Source organism: Acinetobacter sp. YH12226 (assembly GCF_013417805.1).
In the GTDB taxonomy this organism is placed as follows: Bacteria; Pseudomonadota; Gammaproteobacteria; order Pseudomonadales; family Moraxellaceae; genus Acinetobacter.
On the sequence record NZ_VPDG01000010.1, the window covers coordinates 86,214 to 105,346 of the forward strand.

General features: G+C 38.8%; 13 protein-coding genes and 1 pseudogene. 10 read left to right on the forward strand and 4 right to left on the reverse strand.

Going from position 1 to position 19,133, the window contains the following annotated elements:
- Position 1: 1 nt before the first annotated feature.
- The 3 genes from tssK to tssH are packed head-to-tail and all read right to left on the reverse strand — an operon-like array spanning position 2 to position 5,196.
- Entirely contained in the window at positions 2–1,366 is a 1,365-nt protein-coding gene (gene tssK, locus FTV08_RS11050; protein WP_005107022.1) for a type VI secretion system baseplate subunit TssK, read from the reverse strand.
- An 8-nt stretch (positions 1,367–1,374) separates the two neighbouring features.
- The gene (gene tssA, locus FTV08_RS11055) at positions 1,375–2,478 is read right to left on the reverse strand and encodes a type VI secretion system protein TssA (protein ID WP_180087328.1); all 1,104 of its coding nucleotides are present in this window, start codon (positions 2,476–2,478) and stop codon (positions 1,375–1,377) included.
- A 51-nt stretch (positions 2,479–2,529) separates the two neighbouring features.
- The gene (gene tssH / locus FTV08_RS11060; RefSeq protein ID WP_180087329.1) at positions 2,530–5,196 is read right to left on the reverse strand and encodes a type VI secretion system ATPase TssH; all 2,667 of its coding nucleotides are present in this window, start codon (positions 5,194–5,196) and stop codon (positions 2,530–2,532) included.
- Positions 5,197–5,545: 349 nt separating this feature from the next.
- Between tssH and FTV08_RS11065 the strand changes: the two genes are divergently transcribed.
- From FTV08_RS11065 to FTV08_RS11110, 10 genes are all read left to right on the forward strand, one after another.
- Positions 5,546–6,229 carry a hypothetical protein gene (locus tag FTV08_RS11065; protein ID WP_180087330.1) on the forward strand — a complete coding sequence of 228 codons (684 nt, stop codon included), beginning with the start codon at positions 5,546–5,548 and terminating at the stop codon, positions 6,227–6,229.
- 14 nt (positions 6,230–6,243) lie between these two features.
- Positions 6,244–6,753, forward strand: coding sequence for a type VI secretion system contractile sheath small subunit (gene tssB / locus FTV08_RS11070; protein WP_180087331.1), 510 nt, complete (start codon positions 6,244–6,246; stop codon positions 6,751–6,753).
- Positions 6,740–8,221, forward strand: a complete 1,482-nt coding sequence (tssC, locus tag FTV08_RS11075) for a type VI secretion system contractile sheath large subunit (RefSeq protein WP_180087332.1) — start codon at positions 6,740–6,742, stop codon at positions 8,219–8,221. The genes tssB and tssC overlap by 14 nt, the downstream gene beginning before the upstream one ends.
- 51 nt (positions 8,222–8,272) lie before the next feature.
- Entirely contained in the window at positions 8,273–8,776 is a 504-nt protein-coding gene (locus tag FTV08_RS11080) for a type VI secretion system tube protein Hcp (RefSeq protein ID WP_180087333.1), read from the forward strand.
- Between the two features lie 78 nt (positions 8,777–8,854).
- On the forward strand, positions 8,855–9,346 hold the full coding sequence (gene tssE, locus FTV08_RS11085) for a type VI secretion system baseplate subunit TssE (protein ID WP_180087334.1): 492 nt from the start codon (positions 8,855–8,857) through the stop codon (positions 9,344–9,346).
- The gene (tssF, locus tag FTV08_RS11090; RefSeq protein WP_180087335.1) at positions 9,343–11,151 is read left to right on the forward strand and encodes a type VI secretion system baseplate subunit TssF; all 1,809 of its coding nucleotides are present in this window, start codon (positions 9,343–9,345) and stop codon (positions 11,149–11,151) included. Before tssE ends, tssF begins: the two co-directional genes overlap by 4 nt.
- A complete protein-coding gene (tssG, locus tag FTV08_RS11095; protein ID WP_180087336.1) occupies positions 11,115–12,110 on the forward strand; it encodes a type VI secretion system baseplate subunit TssG in 996 nt (331 codons plus the stop codon). The genes tssF and tssG overlap by 37 nt, the downstream gene beginning before the upstream one ends.
- Positions 12,107–13,546 (forward strand): hypothetical protein, encoded by a 1,440-nt coding sequence (locus FTV08_RS11100; protein ID WP_180087337.1) that lies wholly within the window; start codon positions 12,107–12,109, stop codon positions 13,544–13,546. Before tssG ends, FTV08_RS11100 begins: the two co-directional genes overlap by 4 nt.
- Positions 13,547–13,580: 34 nt before the next feature.
- On the forward strand, positions 13,581–17,414 hold the full coding sequence (tssM, locus tag FTV08_RS11105) for a type VI secretion system membrane subunit TssM (RefSeq protein ID WP_180087338.1): 3,834 nt from the start codon (positions 13,581–13,583) through the stop codon (positions 17,412–17,414).
- Positions 17,415–17,603: 189 nt separating this feature from the next.
- The gene (locus FTV08_RS11110; RefSeq protein ID WP_373687394.1) at positions 17,604–18,365 is read left to right on the forward strand and encodes an OmpA family protein; all 762 of its coding nucleotides are present in this window, start codon (positions 17,604–17,606) and stop codon (positions 18,363–18,365) included.
- 120 nt (positions 18,366–18,485) lie between these two features.
- Here the strand turns inward: FTV08_RS11110 and FTV08_RS11115 are convergent.
- Positions 18,486–19,133, reverse strand: a pseudogene (locus FTV08_RS11115) (ISNCY-like element ISAba32 family transposase); the annotation flags it as partial.

Genomic DNA, 19,133 nt, shown 5'->3' on the forward strand with positions numbered 1-19,133 from the left:
TTTATCCATTCATGACAGCAATAAGTTCAATCGCGATATCCTGAAAGCCATTCGGGATATAAACACAAATCGATTCTGAATCCAGCATGCGCTGATACAGTTCATTATTGGGTTCAATCTCAAAATAATGAACGCCGGAACGTACCGGAATTGCAGTAGGCACCTGCATGAGATGCTGAACGGGTACAGCCGGTAAAGCTGCAACCACGCGTTGTTCTACATCTATAGTACTACCAATTTTAAAACGGATCGGAACATAGGCAATCAAGTCATGTGCAGGCATAACACTACTTGATACAGCAAGATATAACCGCGTATTGTGACTGATCTTATCGGTCTCCAGACTGCCAAACCAATAGGATGGGCGAGTTTCTTTTAAGCTGATACTGATATATCGATTCGAAATAATTGTATCGAGTAAATCTCTGAGAATAATATCCAGCTGATTGAAGCTGTCGTATAGATGATGATGCTGATACTGCGGCAATTGATCAATGTCATAGGCTGTTGAAAAGGTAAGTAGGGAACCACTGAGTCTTAAAAGTTCCGCATATAGCCGTTCCGGATGAATTTGTGGATACTGCAAAATATGATTTAAGGTTGCATAAGCAGTATTTAAGGCATTCACCAGCCAGAAAGAGACAATATCCCCAGAACGAAATTCAATCAGTTTCTGTTCGTTTTCACGGTTATTGGATTGAATCGTTTTAATCTTGGCCCGGATGATATTCAAAGTTCGCTTTAAATTGTCTAGCAGATATTCACAGGCCTGAATATGTAAAATTGGAGGAATGAATTTATGATCAAAAATAAAATTTCCAGAACTTTGTCGTTTGATTTGAGCAACCGGAAGATATAAATAACCATCCAGAGGCTGCTGAGGTTCTTGGCCAACTTCAAAAAGTTTAAATTCTGCCCGACGGCGTAACAGGGTGATCTCTGCAGTAGTGGCATCGGTGAATAAATCATGGGTCGAGATTAAATGTGAGTGATAACGACTAGATTGAGTGTTTTCGACATGACTTACATTTTGCTTGTTCGGCTGTAGCATTGGCAAAGCCAAATAAATTTGCATTTCACCACGCAGGTTTAAGGTATCCAGTTGTACAGGTTCTGGTAATAAATCCTGTGCAGGCGCCTGATAAATTTCACCATCTTGCCAGATCATTTCAATTTTACTTAATGCCAATATATGCATATTGAATTGAGCTTCATCAAATTGAATGGACTGGATCCCGTGAGCAAAAGGAAATGTCGCCCGAATCATATGACTCAAGCGTTGCTCATGATAGGCATCCTGTAATTGAAAATGTTGCGGTCTTAAAAATAGACCTTCGCCCCACAGTACTTTTTCTGCTTTAAACATTTTAATATTTACCACTCATTCTTGGATTCATCATTGGCATATATACCCAGTAATTCATGTACGTTTTCGATCGGATTCTCGTTCTTGATTACTTGAGCCAGCCATTCATGTAATGGCATCTGACTCCATTTAATCGTCTTTTGCAGCATGTAGCTCACTGGACTATGCGGTTCATGAGATTGAAAATATCGAGCGATGTCTTGTAATAACTGCATGGCCTGTTGACGGTTGGCCAGATGGTTTTGGGCTTGAGGTCGAAATTCTTGTATATTTTCAGGCGAGGTATTCATCACTATTATTTCAGGTATTTTGAGAGTGCCGAATTGCGGTGTATTTATTTGATCCTGAGATATTGAAGAAATATCAGTTTTATAAATGCGCTTAATACTGGAGAAGATCGATTCAAGTTGAGAATCTGTGCTCGCGTAACTCGGTGCATTTAGACCCAGTAAATGATCCAGTGTATTTTTAAGATACAGCCATTGGGTCTGAATCTCGAGAAGAAAACCTTCATTCTGGCTTAAAACTGTTTGAGAAGTTTTCAGCAACGATTGCTCAAAATGCTCCAAATCCTGAACAGTATTATTTTCAGAGTAGTCATCTTGCTGTTGTTTGAGTTTAATATTGCGTTGATGTAAGAATGCCTCATAATCACCTAAATTATAAAAAGGCGCAGAGCTGACCAAAGGCACCTGTTTCATCAGCATTGGCAGTTGCGTAATCAAACCTTGTAATAATCCAAAACGTTGATCAAGATCATCCTCTTCGATTTGAGGATGTAACGTGAACCAGTATCGCTCAAGGCTTTGCTGGGTCAACTCTAATCCTCGAGCAATTCCTTCAAAACCATAGAGATGACTCCAAGCTTCTATAAGCCAGGTATATAGACGGATATCCTTGGTTTTTTCAGTTAATAATTCAATCGTTTTATCATGTACAAGTTGCCAATCGGCCTGTTTCGGTTCCGAGACCCAGTCACCTTGCTCCAATAAAGGATCATCACGAGTTCTGGCCTTGTTAATCACATGAAAATCATTTGAAAATGAATAGTCCACACCGCACGGCTGATCGACTGAAATGTCTTGCAATAAATATTCAAATTCCAGGCTCATCTTTATTCCAATTATTATATTTTATTTGTTTTTATTTTTAGGTTACTTCAACTAGGCAGCATCTGCTTTATTGCTTTTAGAACGTACTTTTTGCGCTATTTTAACTTTCGGATCTACGCTATAAAAAATTTCATCATTCTTAATCTCAATGTGAATCAGTTTAGGAATCTTTCCCTCACTCATGGTTCTCAATATTTCTGTAGCCAAAGCAGGCAATACTGAAGCATTTAAAATATGATCAATATTGCGCACACCACTATCAACCTCGGTACATCGGCTGAGTAGAAGTTCGAGCAAGTCCTCATTATAAGTAACCTGCGTGGCATATTGCTGCTGAATACGTTGGGTAATTTTCCCCAGTTTATGCTGAATGATCTGGATCAATAGCTCATCATGTAAAGGATAATAAGGCACAATTTGCATACGCCCTAAAAATGCCGGTTTAAATTGCTGATACAAACTTGGTTTGAACAGTTCAATTAAGCTTTTTGCATCCGGCCAGTTTTCGACGGGTTGATTTACACAAGCCTGCATAATGGCACTGGAGCCAACATTGGAGGCCAACAGGATTGTCGTATTTTTAAAATCAATTAGACGGCCTTCACCATCTTCCAGCATGCCTTTATCAAAGACCTGATAAAATAATTCCTGCACATCAGGATGAGCTTTTTCGATTTCATCTAATAAAACCACGCTATAAGGATTACGGCGTACCGCTTCAGTCAAAATGCCTCCTTGACCATAACCGACATAACCTGGAGGAGCACCTTTTAAGGAAGATACGGTATGAGCTTCCTGATATTCCGACATATTTATCGTGATCAGATGTGATTCTCCTCCATACAATTCTTGAGCCAAGGCTAGGGCAGTTTCAGTTTTCCCCACACCACTTGGGCCAAGCAATAAAAATACACCTTGCGGTTTATTCGGATCATCCAGTTTTGCTTTAGATGTCTTAATACCTTGGACCAGTTGATGCAAAGCAAAGTCCTGACCCATTACACGTTGCGATAATTTATCTTGTAATTTTAATACCTGTCGGATTTCATCATTCATCATTTTACCTACTGGAATTCCGGTCCAGTCAGAAATGATCTGATTAATCATAGGGACTGTTACACGTTCAAACACGAGTGGGTTATCAGCCTGAATCTGAGACAAACATCGCTGTAATACTTTAATTTTATTTTTATTTTCAATTTTTTTGGATTGAATCTGTAATAATTTTATTTCCTGAACCAATTGAAGTTCTTGCTGCCATTGCTGTTCTACCTGAGAAATCTCTTGTTCCAAATTTGAAATATTTTTTGATAATTCAATTAAAAGTGTCTGATGACACGGAAAATTTTGATGCTCCTGATTTAAAATCTCATGTTCTAGCCGAAAATTATGCAGTTGTGCCTGTAACTGTTCTAACTTTGCAGGTTGCGCACTCTGGCTCAAGGCAACCCGTGCCGCGGCTGTATCCAATACACTAATGGCCTTATCCGGTAATTTCCGTCCACTGATATAACGATGTGAATTACGCACCGCAGCAGTAATTGCTTCATCATCAATCTGCAACTGAAAATGCTGAGTCATGAGCGGAATCATGGCGCGCAACATATTAATTGCGACTTCTTCATTAGGTTCTTCTACCTTTATCACCTGAAAACGACGGCTGAGCGCAGCATCTTTTTCAAAATATTGTTTGTACTCCGCCCATGTAGTCGCGGCGATGGTACGCAGTTCTCCTCGTGCCAAAGCTGGTTTTAACAGATTGGCAGCATCATTCTGACCAGCCTGACCACCTGCACCAATCAGCGTATGGGCTTCATCAATAAACAAGATAACCGGATAACTGCAGGACTGAACTTCTCGAATAATTTGCTTCAGGCGATTCTCAAACTCGCCTTTTACACTCGCACCTGCTTGTAATAAGCCCAGATCCAATACATGAAGTTCTACATTTTTGAGTACATCAGGTACTTGATTATTCACAATTTTCAGGGCTAATCCTTCTACCACAGCTGTCTTACCGACTCCCGGGTCGCCGGTGAGTATTGGATTGTTCTGACGACGGCGCATCAGGATATCCAGCATCAAACGGATTTCAAACTCACGACCGATCACCGGGTCGATTTGGCCTTGGCGTGCTTTTTCAGTTAGATTAATAGTGTATTGATCAAGTGCCGATGTTTTATTTAATTTTAGCTGTGCGTTAGGTGAATCTTCTTTTACCTTAGTAAGCTGAGAATAGCTCATATTTTCAATACTTTGCTCACAGAACTCTAAAAATCGGTGCTTCAAATGATCAATTGGAAGCTGCTCAAATAAAGTAGAAGCACGAATTGTCATTTGATATAGATCAGGCGCAGTGAGCAGGGCAACCAGTAGATGTCCGCTGCGGATCATCGGATTTTGCTCTGCTGAAGCCAAAAGCCAGGCATGTTCTAATACACGAATAATGGATTTGGCAAAGATAGGTGTACGAGAATTTCCTTTAGTCATTTGCTGAATACTCTGATTCAGATCATGGGTGAGATCATCTTCGGAAATTTCATATTTTTTGAGCAATAGTTTGAGATCATTCAAGTCTGGTTGCTGTAGCAACTCTAAGAAAAAATGCTCAATTTCGATTTCATAATTTTGCTGTGTGATGCAGAAATTCGCTGCCTTCTCAAGGCATAGGCGTGCATGTTCAGATAATTTTGTAATCAAAATTTTTAAATTACTCATATTTTTCTCTTTGAGAATATACAGCCTGATATTTTTGAAATTTATAGCTATATATTTCTTATTATTAGGTTTATTTTTATTTATTTAAGTTTTTCTATGAGCAATCAAGATATATTGGCTCAAGATTTTTGGCATATTCTACTCAAGTCTATCCAAATGTCTGCATTCATTGGTCGGAATCTTACCATTTTAAAAATTACATAAAATAATTTAACAAAAACGCATTTATGTATTGACTTCCTGTGATCATTTTTTGTTAAATCCGCAACTAGATTTTTGAATTATAAAAATAGAAAAATAAATTTTGATTATAAAAATACAAAACAATAACCAAAAATTGAGGCTTATTTTGAAAAATAATCTAGGTTTTATTGTATTGCTCATCTCAGGGATGGCGCAGCTATGTTTTGCTCAAACCCATGCAGCAGAATTAAAAAAATCATGTATCAAGAGCTATCCACAAGCAAAAAATGATACTGATTCAACTATCATTGATTTATACCAGCAGTTATGCGACAAGACAGCAAGAAAAAATATGCATCTGCAGCAGCAATTGTCTACCCAAATTGCCAAACGCTATGTTGAAGTCGGTGATCATCTGAAAGCGCTCAATTTAATCGAGCAATTACATCAGCAAAATTACATTCATCAGAATTTAACTGATCTGAAATTCCTGGCAGGGATCGGGATCTCTTCCCAAAGCCTAGAACAGATGCGTAGTACAGAAGTCCGTGCCTTAAATGACTTTACCTACCCACAGGCCAAATCGCTGACTGAACATATTTATCTGGCACAGCCTGTAGCAAAATTTTCTGAATCTGCATCAACGACGGCGCGGAATTCAAAAGTAAAAAATACTAAAAATAAACCAAATAACCCAGTAAAACAAAGCCTAAGTCAAAACAAAAATAAAGTATCGAAAAGCAATCTAAAAAATAATACGGCTGCTATCAGTAATAAAAAAACAGAAAGTATCAGTACACGAACCCACACTCCTAGTACTAATCCATTTGGATCATTAACTAATAATTAATAAGGAAAATCATGATGGCTAAACGTGAAAGTGTACAAAAAAAATTACAGCGTATTCGACCACCACGGGTGCAATTGACCTACGATGTTGAGGTAGGTGATGGCCGTGAAGTCAAAGAGTTACCTTTTGTAGTGGGAGTTTTGGGAGATTTTTCAGCAGCGTCTGAACTTGAAAAAACCAAGCTCAAAGATAAAAAATTTATCAATGTAGACTTGGAAAATATTGATGAGGTGATGCAGTCTCTGGCGCCTCGTGCCAGTTTTCAGGTGGAAAATAGTTTGACTGAAGAGAGTGGTAAAATATCAGTAGATTTGGTTTTTAATGCAATGGATGATTTTCGGCCAGAACAGGTAGTCCAACAAGTCGAACCTTTGCGAAAACTGGTAGAAGCACGAGAACGTTTAACTGATTTACGCAATAAAATATCCAATAATGAACGTCTAGAAGATTTACTGGATGATATTTTAAAAAATACCGACCAAATCCGTAAAATGAGTATGGAGGCAGACAATGAATCACTCTAATGCTGCAACTACCACGAATGTTGCTATTGAAGAATACTCAATTCTGGACTCTATTGTTGAACGTAGTCGAATTGCGCGTAATGAAGAAGAACATGATCGGGCCAAAAGTTTGATTGGTGAGTTGGCCAAGGAAGTCATGGCCGGTACCGTTATAGTTTCAGACAATATGACCTTGGCTTTAGATAAACGCATTGCAGAAATTGATGCGCTTATTTCTACCCAGCTGAGCAAGATCATGCATCACGAGCAGTTTCAAAAAGTTGAGTCCACCTGGCGAGGGCTGTATTACTTTTGTCAGGAAACGCCATCACACTCTTTAATTAAAATTCGTATGTTGAATACGACCAAAAAAGAATTGATTAAAGATTTTCAAAGTGCCAGCGACTTTGATCAAAGTACTCTATTTAAAAAAATCTATGAAGAAGAATATGGTTCATTTGGCGGTGCGCCTTATGCGACCCTCATTGGTGACTTTGAGTTTGATCGCACACCTTCAGACCTGTATTTGCTCGAGCAGATTTCACATGTAGCATCAGCGGCACATGCACCGTTTCTCTCAGCTGCAAGTCCTTCCATGTTCGGATTGGAAACTTTTACTGATATTGATCGCCCACGCGATGTTTCTAAAATTTTTGAAACAGCTGAATATGTGCAATGGCGTTCATTCCGGGAAAGTGATGATGCTCGTTATCTGGCATTGACTATTCCACGAGTATTAGGCCGTTTACCTTATCATCCTAAAGATGGCAATACGACAGCAGGCTTTAACTATGTAGAAGAAGTTTCAGGTGAAAATCATAATGAATACCTGTGGATGAATGCTGCTTATGCTTTGGGGACGCGTTTAACCAATGCCTTTGATATGCATGGCTGGTGTGCTGCGATTCGTGGGGTTGAGGGTGGCGGTTTGGTCGAAGGTCTGCCAGTGCATACCTTTAAAACCAATGATGGAGAAATCATATTTAAGTGCCCGACTGAAATTGCGATTACGGACCGTCGTGAAAAAGAACTCAGTGATCTTGGCTTTATTCCATTAGTACATTGTAAAAATACCGATTATGCCGCGTTCTTCGGTGCCCAATCTACCCAAAAACCAAAGAAATATGATAACGATATTGCCAATGCCAATTCCGCATTATCCAGTCAGATACAGTACATTATGGCAGTCTCGCGAATCGCTCATTATTTAAAAGCAATGATGCGAGATAAGGTGGGAAGTTTTACATCTGCAGGAAATGTCGAAGCATTTCTAAACGACTGGCTGTCTCAATATGTACTTTTGGATGACGGTGCTTCACAGGAAGCCAAAGCACAGTATCCACTGCGTGAAGCTTCGATAAAAGTTGTAGAAAATCCGGATGAACCTGGACACTACAAATCTGTGGTCTTTTTGAGACCGCATTTTCAGTTAGACGAGTTGTCTGTATCTTTACGACTGGTCACTGAGTTACCGCAGTCGAGTCATTAAGACCGCTGCTAAAATTATAATAATATTTATAACAACAGGAAAATTATTAAAATGAAAGACATTTACATCCAGTTTCGCGGCAAATATAAAGTTGATGGTGAATCTCGTGATTCGGAACATAAAAGCTGGCTAGAAGCAAATTCTTGGTCGCACAACATTCGTCAGCCAAAATCTGCAACATCTTCTAGTGTAGGCGGTCATACTGCAGAACGGGTTGAACATTCCGACATGATTTTTATGAAAGATCTGGATGCAACCAGTCCAAAACTTTGGGAAGCATGTTCAGCAGGTTATACCTTCGATGAAGTACAAATCGATTTTTATCGCGCTAATGGTGACAAACGCGTTAAATACCTGCAAATTAAATTAAAACATGTACTGGTTTCTCAGGTTACTCCGATAGTAAATCAAGAAGGCGTTCCAACAGAAGCTTTTGGTTTGAAATATGCTGCAGTTGAGTGGACGTATAATCAACAAGATATTAACGGTACACAAAAGGGTGCCGTGACCAAGAAATGGTCACTATCAAATAATACTGCCTCTTATGCAGCGTAATTTGATCTTTTAGAGGCTGGTCCTGATCAGCCTCTCTCTTGATATTTATAAAAATAAATAAAATTAGACTATAACAATATGAATTTGGATCAGCTTTATCCTTACGGATTTAGAACAACATTATTTGACCGTCTCTTGTCTCAGGATACTCAAAGTTCTCAAGGCCTTTCTTTACAGGCGTTGAGAGAGTCGGTGGCTGCCGATCTCGAAGATTTATTAAATAGCCGTATGGCTAATCTGGATACGATGGTTAATGGTTATGATCAGGTCAAACGTTCAATTCTTCAATTTGGCATCATTGATTTTGTGGGGCTCTCAACAGCGAATCCAATGGACCGAGATAAAATCTGCCACTCGATTGAACAGTCTATTCACGCGCACGAACCTCGTTTAAAGCAGGTTAAAGCCGAGATGCTGATGGATGAGCATAACAGGGGAAGTCTGTGTCTAAGTATTCATGCATTCTTAAATATTTATCCCCTATATGAACCGGTAATTTTTGACGCATTCCTCAAGCCTACTACGCAACAATACGTAATTTTGTCTAAAACATCAGCAGGTGTGCTGTGATCGAAGAATTATTACCTTATTACGAAAAGCAATTACAGGAATTTGGGCAACAATCACGAGAGTTTGCCAATAAATACCCAAAAATTGCCCAACACCTTTCGTTGAATCAAGAGCAGATCGATGATCCGCATATCGAAAGATTGATTCAGGCATTTTCCCTGATTTCTGCCCGAATTGATAAAAAACTGCACGATAGTTATGAAGTATTTACACGTGCTATTTTTGAGGTGATGTTTCCACAGTACCTTAAACCTTTTCCAGCATGTTCAGTGGTCAGTTTTGACGATGCCAGTAAAATCCGACAGCTTAAAAGTAGCCAGCAGATTCCCAAGCAAACTGTATTAAAATCAAAAAGTATCCGTGGGGTACAGTGTGAATATCGTACGGCAAACCAGGTTAATTTATTACCAATCGCCTTAAAATCTGTTAATTTTAAAACGCATGCTTCGACTCATGTTCATTTAAATCGAAATGCAACCTTGAGCTTTGGTTTTGAAATTTTTAACCAGCAGCAGCGACTGTTGGAACAACAGAAATTACCTATTTATCTGGATGCAATTTCCAGTGTTCCATTGCAAATTCTGGATTGTATTTTTAAACCGGAGACGGGTTTTTCTGTAATAGCTCATAATCAAGAGATTGATTTTCAAAATCCTTTTGAACTGATGGGATTTACTGAAGCGGAAAGTGCGCTGCCAGTTGATCAACATACTCATCATGCCTATCGTTTATTAATCGAGTATTTTTGCTTTCCAGAAAAATTTAATTTTCTTAACCTCAATCTGAGTTTTTTAAAAGAATTAAATATAGAAACTACAGACTTTGAGCTACACATTCATTTTAAAATAAACCTGAATGATCAAGTCGTGGTCAGAGATTATTCAGAATTAAATAGCGCTAATTTCAAATTATTTGCGACACCAGTTATAAATTTATTCCCTAAGCAGGCTGAACCGCAGAAAATTGATCATTTTCGCCTAGAGTATCCATTAATGAGTGATGTCCATCATCCTGAGTATTTTCAGGTGTATGCGATCACCGAAATGAAGTTATTGAGAGAGAAAAGCGAGAACAGTCAAACGACCTATCCCGTATTACCTTTTTTTGCCATGAGTCATTATCATCAGGCCGATATACAATTTTATTATCACCTGTTGCCTGAGCAGAATAATAACAAGCATATAGGACTGAAATATTCGATTATTTCCAAATTTTTAGAACCACAGAAAATTTCATCAGACTTTATCAGTATGCAGTTGTTATGCAGCAATCGGGATTTGCCTTATGAAAGTTATCATAAAGATCAGAATAGCTTATCTCTCAATGACAATAGTTTAGCACGTAAAGCCGTGTTATTGAAAAGACCCAATTTACCTTATTGTTTTGATCAAAATCAGCAAGAACAGTGGCGAATTATCTCGCATTTATCATTGAATAATCTGTCTTTAATGAAAGCAAATGCAGTCAGTCACATTAAGGAATTACTCGAACTGTATAACTTGCCGCAATCCAAAGACAACCGGCTAATTATTAATTCAATTCAATCGATCCAGTTTTCTTTGACCCAGAAGTTGCGTGAGCATAAACCATTTCCACTTTTTGTACGGGGTGTCAAAGTTGAAATTCAGATCGATACAGAAGTCTTTAGAGGAGCCAGTCTGTATATCTTTGTGCAACTTTTAAATCACATTTTTAATTTGAAAGTTCAAATGAATAGTTATGTGGATATGCACGTCATTGATTCAAAGTCAAAACAGGAGTTATACCAATGCATACAGAATGTTGGTGGCAAAAGACTTCTGTAGTTGATCGGCTCTTTCAGCAGCCGACCAGCTTTGAATTTATTCAAGCCACGCGATTATTAAGACATGCACCTGAACGAAACAGACATCAAGAATGGAGTAAATCATTTCAATTTATTAGTTCACTCAATCTTAATTTTCCGACTTCTGAAATTGAATCATTGCAATGTGAAGATCATAAAGTGCAGATGACCAATTTAATCGTAGGGTTGACTGGCGTACAGGGCGTATTACCTTATATCTATACAAATAAAATTAAACAGAGTACCCGGGCACACAGAGAAGAAAGCTTACACTTTCTCGGACTATTTAATCATAAATTAACCGCCCAATATGTCGATGCCTGTTTGAACTATCATTTACCAATGCGTTATGAAGTTGAGCAGGAAAATCATTATCTGAATATGCTTCATGCTTTGAGTGGCTATAGCAGTCAACAACATGAACAGCAACCTATAGATGATTATTTTGCTGAGTTTTCAGGCTTGATGCAGGGGCAAAATAATACCCATTATGCTTTAAGCAGCATATTGTCCTGTATTTTTAAATATCAATTTGAGATTAATGAGTTTATTCCGGAAAGCTTTCAACTGAATGATCAGCAAAAAAGCAGTTTAGGAGCTTCGCAACCAATTTTATTGGGAATCAACAGCTTCTGTGGAGAAACCATTCAGCAAGTTGATGAAAAAATTGAAATTGTTATTGGTCCATTAAAACGTGAAGACTATCTAAAATTTTTATCTGAAGGAATACATAGCGCCAAATTGAAAGAGTTACTTCAAACCTGGTGTAGCCCGACCATGTTAGTGGATCTTCGGTTGATTCTAGACAGAGATGAATTATATCCAGCCCAACTCAGAGAAGTACATTCGATGGGGCTGGCCAGAGGAGCCTTATTAATGCCGAATCAGGCAATCCACCATGCGGAAACCTGCTATAGCCTGATAGGAAAAATGTCATGATTAAGCATATTATTCGGACTGTTATAGTTTTATTCATTATAAACAGTTCTCTTATCATTTATTACTGGCGAGATACTCAATACGATCCATCAAATATCGATTTCCTATTATATTTTGGAATTTTACCTTTGTTAATTTGCTTGTTGTTATTAACACCTTATTTTATTTATAAAGCTTTAAAATCCTATAAACAAAGACAGCAAGAACAAAAGGATAGGGCTCATAAATCTCTTCAAGCACAGCAGCAAGAATTAGAGAATAAAGAAGAATTGTATCAAGCGATTGAGAATTACAAACTTAATATTTTTTCAGCTGCCGCCTGGCACAGTTTTGGCAAAAATGCAGAGATCTTGCAGCACATGAAGCAGTTCAAAAGTCCTGAGCTGGACTCAGAACTGCTAAATCGTTTTAGTCTACCTATATTGACATATCGTATTCATGCTGTGGACCGCTTACTCGAAGAAAACGGGACTAGCGAAGAAATGCTTCCAACATTACAGGAACAACGAATTCAACAGTTGATTCAACAACAACTCGAACAGCATGAAGAAAGTCTGAGCTTAATTTCAGAACAGTTAAAACGTTCAGCACTATTTTATGATCACGAACTGGCTTATGAATATCGAATGCATCCGGGATGGATACAGGAGAACTACTGTGAAGATGAAGGAAATATTGCCTCTAATCTAATAGCAGTAAGCAGATTAAATAGGTTGAATCTGCATATTTTATTGGCGGATCATATGACTGGGGAGTGGAGTGATCTCTATCAAGAGCAGCTTATAGGTCAAATTCAACAAAAATATGCATTGCTGCCTGCCCAAATTCATATCAATTTTCACTTTCTGCCTGCTGATCATGCTTATTCAGCTTTGCTGGAGCTATTACAGGAAATTTCAGGTCAATCACATGAGATCAGCTTGATCATTATGGCGGATTCTGAAATTGATCAGGATTGTCTGGATCAGCAATTTTGGCAAAATGAAGAGTATATTGCTGCAGAATATACTGCCAGCTGGTGTTTATCCGCACATGACTTAGAGGTTGAGGGGATGATGCCTTCACGAATATTGACTCTCAGTAAGTACGTCACTGACCTATATGCGTACTTGGGTCAGAATCAGGTTGATCTGTCCTATCAGCTGGAACAGGCACATCCTTTTTTAGTTTTCTTAGATGAAGCCACTCAGTCTAAAACAATGAAAATAATACAAGAAAAATTTACTAATATTGATTTTGAGCCGGAGCATACCATTTATCCTCAAAGCTATTTGGGGCATACCCAACAATTGGCAGCAGTTTTTGCAGCGATGATGTCATCATATCTATACGACAATGTCATTACAATAAGCTATAGCACACAACAAGAATCAAGCTATTTATGTTTTAAAAATAAAGAAAGTGATCAACTGAATGAAATCTCATTAGTAGCCTAACTATTTATAAAAATTAAAGAAAAAAGAGATAAAAGTGAATACATTATTTTATACAGTCCTGGGGTATGTCTGGCAGTACATTAGCAACCCTAAAACAATGATGGCCTTATCCTTTTTAGTGGTCATTATTTCTATAAAAAATACGGTTTCTGATCGCATTTTCTGGATATTGCTGACCGTCTATGTCGCCATATTAATAGGCTGGGGGATTTATACACTTATCCGGTGTTATCTGCATACTAAAAAGGGTGAAGAAATCGAGACTGCCTTATCTCAAGGTTTTGCAGCTGAAAGCAAATACAATAATAAAGAAGAACTTCAGCAGATCAGTCAGCAAGTCAAACAATCTATTCAGCTGATTCGTAAGTCAAAATTAGGCGATCGTAAGGGTCACGCGGCACTGTATGAACTTCCTTGGTATATGGTCATCGGTAACCCGGCGGCTGGGAAAAGCTCGGCGATTTATGATTCCGGTTTGCGGTTTCCTTTTGAAGAAACTCATCAGAAAATGGTCTCTGCCGGACTTAGCGGAACTCGAAACTGTGACTGGTTTTTTTCAACTCAGGGTATTTTCCTGGATACAGCCGGACGCTATTCAGTCTATCCGGAGGACCATTCTGAATGGTTAGGCTTTTTAAATATTCTCAAGAAAAATCGTTCTAAAGTGCCAGTGAATGGTCTTATTGTGATCGTAAGTATCGCTGAGTTGGTCAACCAGAGTCCGGAGAAATCTCTACAACTGGCCAAGAACCTGCGTGCCCGTATCCAAGACCTGACTGAACGTCTAGAAGTTTTTGCGCCAGTCTATCTGGTATTCTCCAAGATGGACCTGATTGCCGGCTTCACGGATTTTTTTGATTGTTATCATGGACAAGAATTGGATCAGGTTTGGGGCGCAACGTTGGCTTATCAACCAGACTCGAGTGCAAATGCTGTTCAGCTATTTGAAAAGCATTATGGCATTTTATATGAGGGTCTGAAAAATGTAAGTATGACCCATTTAACCCGTCGGCATTCACAGCATATTTCACCCAGTGTAATGACCTTTCCACTGGAATTTAAGAGTCTCAAACCGGTATTAAGAACCTTTATTTCCACTTTATTTCAAGACAATCCTTATCAGTTTAAACCGGTTTTTCGTGGATTTTATTTTACCAGCGCCTTACAGGAAGGCTCCATTGAAAGTCCAATGACAGAACAGATTGCTGAGGACTTTCATCTGATCCGCAGCGATAATCATGATCTTGGCCTGTCTAAAGAGTCTGTATCACAGAATCATGGTTATTTTCTGAAAGGTTTATTTTCTGAAGTGATTCTTAAAGATAAAAATCTGGTGAAGCAGCATATTAATCCGGCACGAAAACGCCGACGCTTTATGGCTTTTACTGGTGCTTTACTTACTGTATCGATGGTGTTGAGTCTGTGGGTGTGGTCTTATCGAAATAATCAGCAATTAATGGAAGAAGTTCAGGCGGACCTGAATAAGGTCGTACAGATGCAGAAACAGTCAGGAACGGAGCTGGTCACACAAATCGATGCATTATTAATTTTGCAAGCTCATCTACAACAGTTAGATCAATTTGATCAGAAGCGCCCATTAAAATACAGTTTTGGTCTATATCAAGGACAACAGATCAGGGAGAAACTGCAAGCTGAATATTTGAAAGGAATTGAGCAATTAGTATTGCAGCCCAGCCAGCAAAATATTGCAGAATATCTACAACGGGTAAAAAGCAATGCAGCAGTTCTTAAAGAAAATCATATTCATGTGCAAATTAATCCGACTGCACAAGTTCAGCAACTCGCATTAGAACCATCTGACCAAAATCCGCAAGATGCTTATAATGCACTTAAAACATATCTGATGTTGAGTAACCGTAAATCTATAGATTCCAGTCATCTCAGCGATCAGTTGACACGTTTTTGGCGGACTTGGCTGGATCAGCATCGTGGTCAGCTGCCACGTGCTGAAATGCTGCAAAAGGCCGAGCAGTTACTTAGCTATGCCATGACACTGACAGATTCGAGTTCATTTCCCCAGCTGGATTCCGATACTGTTCTGGTTGAACAGACTCGCCAGGTTTTAACCGCGATGATGACCGGAGTGTCTGCACGAGATCGTGTATATAACAAAATTAAAATGCGGGCTTTGGTACGTTTTCCTGCATTAACGATCAAACAGATGGTCGGGGAGAATGCTCAGACAACCATGTTGGGAAGTTATGCCTTACCCGGTTTTTATAGCTATCAAGCCTGGAACGAATATGTACAACCTGCCATAGAAACCGCGGCGCAAAGCCCAACTGAAAGTAAAGATTGGGTACTTAATACATCACAGTCTGATGATTTGAGTTTTAGTGGCAGTCCTGAACAAATTCGACGCCAGCTGACTGAAATGTATAAAAAAGAATATATCAGCGAATGGCGTAAATTCTTGGGTGCCATTTATTATGCCAAGGCCGGTGACTTTAATCAGCAAACATATCAGATAGATATTCTTGGCGAACCAGAAAACTCACCGATTCGTAAAGTCATACAACGGGTAGCGCAAGAAACCAGCTGGGATAATCCAATGGTACAAGCTGAGTTGGCGGTTCCACAAAAAGGTTTTATTGCCTGGTTTAAACGCAAGATATTGCAACGTCATGATGGCAAGTTGGCACAGAATTCTGCATCGACTTTCTCTCAGGGGATGATTGCCAAAGACTTTCAGATCTTCTACCAGATTGTACGTACACGAGATGATTTGCAGAACCGGTCGCTGCTGGATGAGTATATGCAATCTCTGACCAAGATACGGAGTCGCTTTAATGATCTAAAAAGTTCTGGAGATATTGGTCCGGCGAGCATGATGCTCCTTAAGCAGACCGTTGATGAGCAGAATTCTATCTTTAATATCACTCAAAAGTTTGTGGATGAGAAAATGTCGGTAGGAACCCATGAGCTGGATCAACAGCTGATTAAAAAGTTGTTTAGTGTTCCTCTAACACGTTCCTTTGAAAGTCTGATGCTTCCGGCACAAGCTGAAATGAACGAACTCTGGCTAATACAGGCCTATCAACCATTTAATGCAAATTTATCGCAAAAATATCCGTTTAGCAGTCAAGGTAGCTTACAGGCAACCTCTCAAGAAATTAATCAGATTTTTGGTGAAAATGGCAGTATTTCCCGTTTTGTCAAAGAGCATCTTGATCCCTTAGTGATCCGTCGTGGCTATAGCTTAAGCTCGAAAACCTGGCAAGATTTAGGGCTTAATCTAAATCCTGTGTTTGTTGCAAACTTTCAAAATTATGTCGCGCCTGTGAATGGTATGGCAACTGGTGAGTTAAATAATACCAGTCGTCAGGCAGTGAGCCCCAATCAATCTAATTTCCAGTTTTACCCACTGGAACAGGCTCATTTATTGGCTTATACCATTGATATTGATGGACAAAGAATGCTATTTGAAAACGGAATTCAACAATGGGTGAATTTTATCTGGCCAAATTCCGGCGCAATTCCAGGCGCACGGATTACGGTGATTGATTTGGAAGGGAAGACCCATACCATTTTTGATGAGCCTGGGGAATATGGAATCAACCGTTTGATTGATAGTGCTCAGCGTACACAAAAAGGCAATATTTTTGAGATGGTCTGGCGCAGTAAAGAGAATCCTGAACTATTTGTGAAGACCAATTTTCGTTTGGTGAGTGGGAATAATGCAAGTTCTATCGGAAGTAATCCAAGTTATAGCAATTTGCAGTTGGTGGATCAGGTTGTTTCGAATAAAGTAGTGAGAGTTGTCGCAGCACAGAATACGATGATGTCAGGAAAAACAGCTCATACAACTAGGACGACTGCTGCAAACACAGGAACTTCAATGCCATGACCTTGATCAATCAATTATATTGTAAATGGATCACGTGGGTGAATTGATATGAATTAAAAACAACTAATTTTAATGTAGAAAATAACTCAAGGTTGGCGACACTAGAATAGTCTTTAACTGCAAATCAGATGAGCCTGACTCAAGGCATTAAATTGATTAAATAAACATTTATAGAAGCATAAAATGAAAATAAAAAATAAATACTTAAAGTTAAATAAAATCATCATTTTATCCTGTTTTTCAATTGGTTTTAATGTGCATACACAACCTGTAATTGCTGAAGGTACTGTATCGAATAACAATAGCAAGCAAGCTATTTTGGCGAAATTGTATTCAACTTATGGTAAGGAAAATGTGGTGGATCGCATTCAGATCCGCCAAGTAGTGGCACCAACGAATTGGTCGAATATAGTCATTGATGTGATTAATGAAGACCTTAAAAAGGTTAAACAGGGAACCTTAACGGTTAAAGGTTCTGATATTCAGCTAACGGGTAAAGTATCAAATTCTTATGAAATTCAGGATACTACAGAGAAATTTAAGGGTTTAACACCCGAAAATTACCGCTTAAATGCACAGCTTTCAGTCAATCAGGCAGAACAGCAGATTATTGATGCTGCATTAAAGAACCGGACTATTGAATTTGAATCTGGCAGTGCAGTATTAGCAGCCTCAGGTATACAAATTCTGGATGAAATGGTCACTGCCTTAAATAAGGTTAGTGGAAAAAAGATACGTATTATTGGACATACGGATAGTTCAGGCGATCCTTATAAAAATCTTATGTTAAGTCAGCAACGTGCAGAAGCAGTGAAAGCTTATTTAATCGCAAAAAATGTTCCAGCGCATTTACTGAGTACTAAAGGTTCAGGTTCAAGTAAGCCTATGGCGGAGAATACAACAGCTGAGGGTCGCAAGAAAAATCGTCGGATTGAATTTGAAGTGCTTTAACGCTGAAGTTGCTTGAGCAGCAGCTATAAAAGTATATGGTGAATGACTTATATGAGTATATCAATTTGTTATTCACCAATTAAAATGTCTATGCGATAAACCATTTAAAATGTCCTGTTTTTAACCACAAGAGTCAAGCACAGGATTTAACTTTCTTTGTTCAATAACAGCTTTCTGAGCTTTACGACTCGGCATACTTTTCTTGAGACGGGAACGTTTATTCTGTTTTTCCAACTCTTCATGCTGTTGCTGAATATGTGCCAGAACTGTACCTAACCGTTTATTCTCAACGATCTCATTCTGCTGTAGCCCAGCTAATTTATTGAAAATGCTGTAGTTGAGCTTTCGTTCCTCGTGCATGAGGGCCACAGTCCCATCCGGGTACTCCAGAAATGAAATATATTGCCCAACAAGCTTATGATTCAGCTCTATCGGTTCAAGCAGATAAATACATTTGTCATAGGTCAGGGTCAGATTCTTGGTGACCTTACGCGGTTCCTGCCAGGTAAAAATATCATCCAGTTCAAGATGAGATTCGGTTAATGGCCGATGTAAATTCTTTGAGTTTCGCGCACACTTGGCAAACTTCTGATTGAAATGCTCAATAAAGCAGGGCAGCCAGGCATTTGCCTCGGCAATTAAACAGATACCTTCTAGGCGCATTTCCTTGATCAGGCGATCCTGGAGTGTTCTATTGGCACGTTCCACACGGCCTTTGGCCTGGGGTGAGTTGGCGAAGATAATATCAATATTTAACTCATTCAGAAT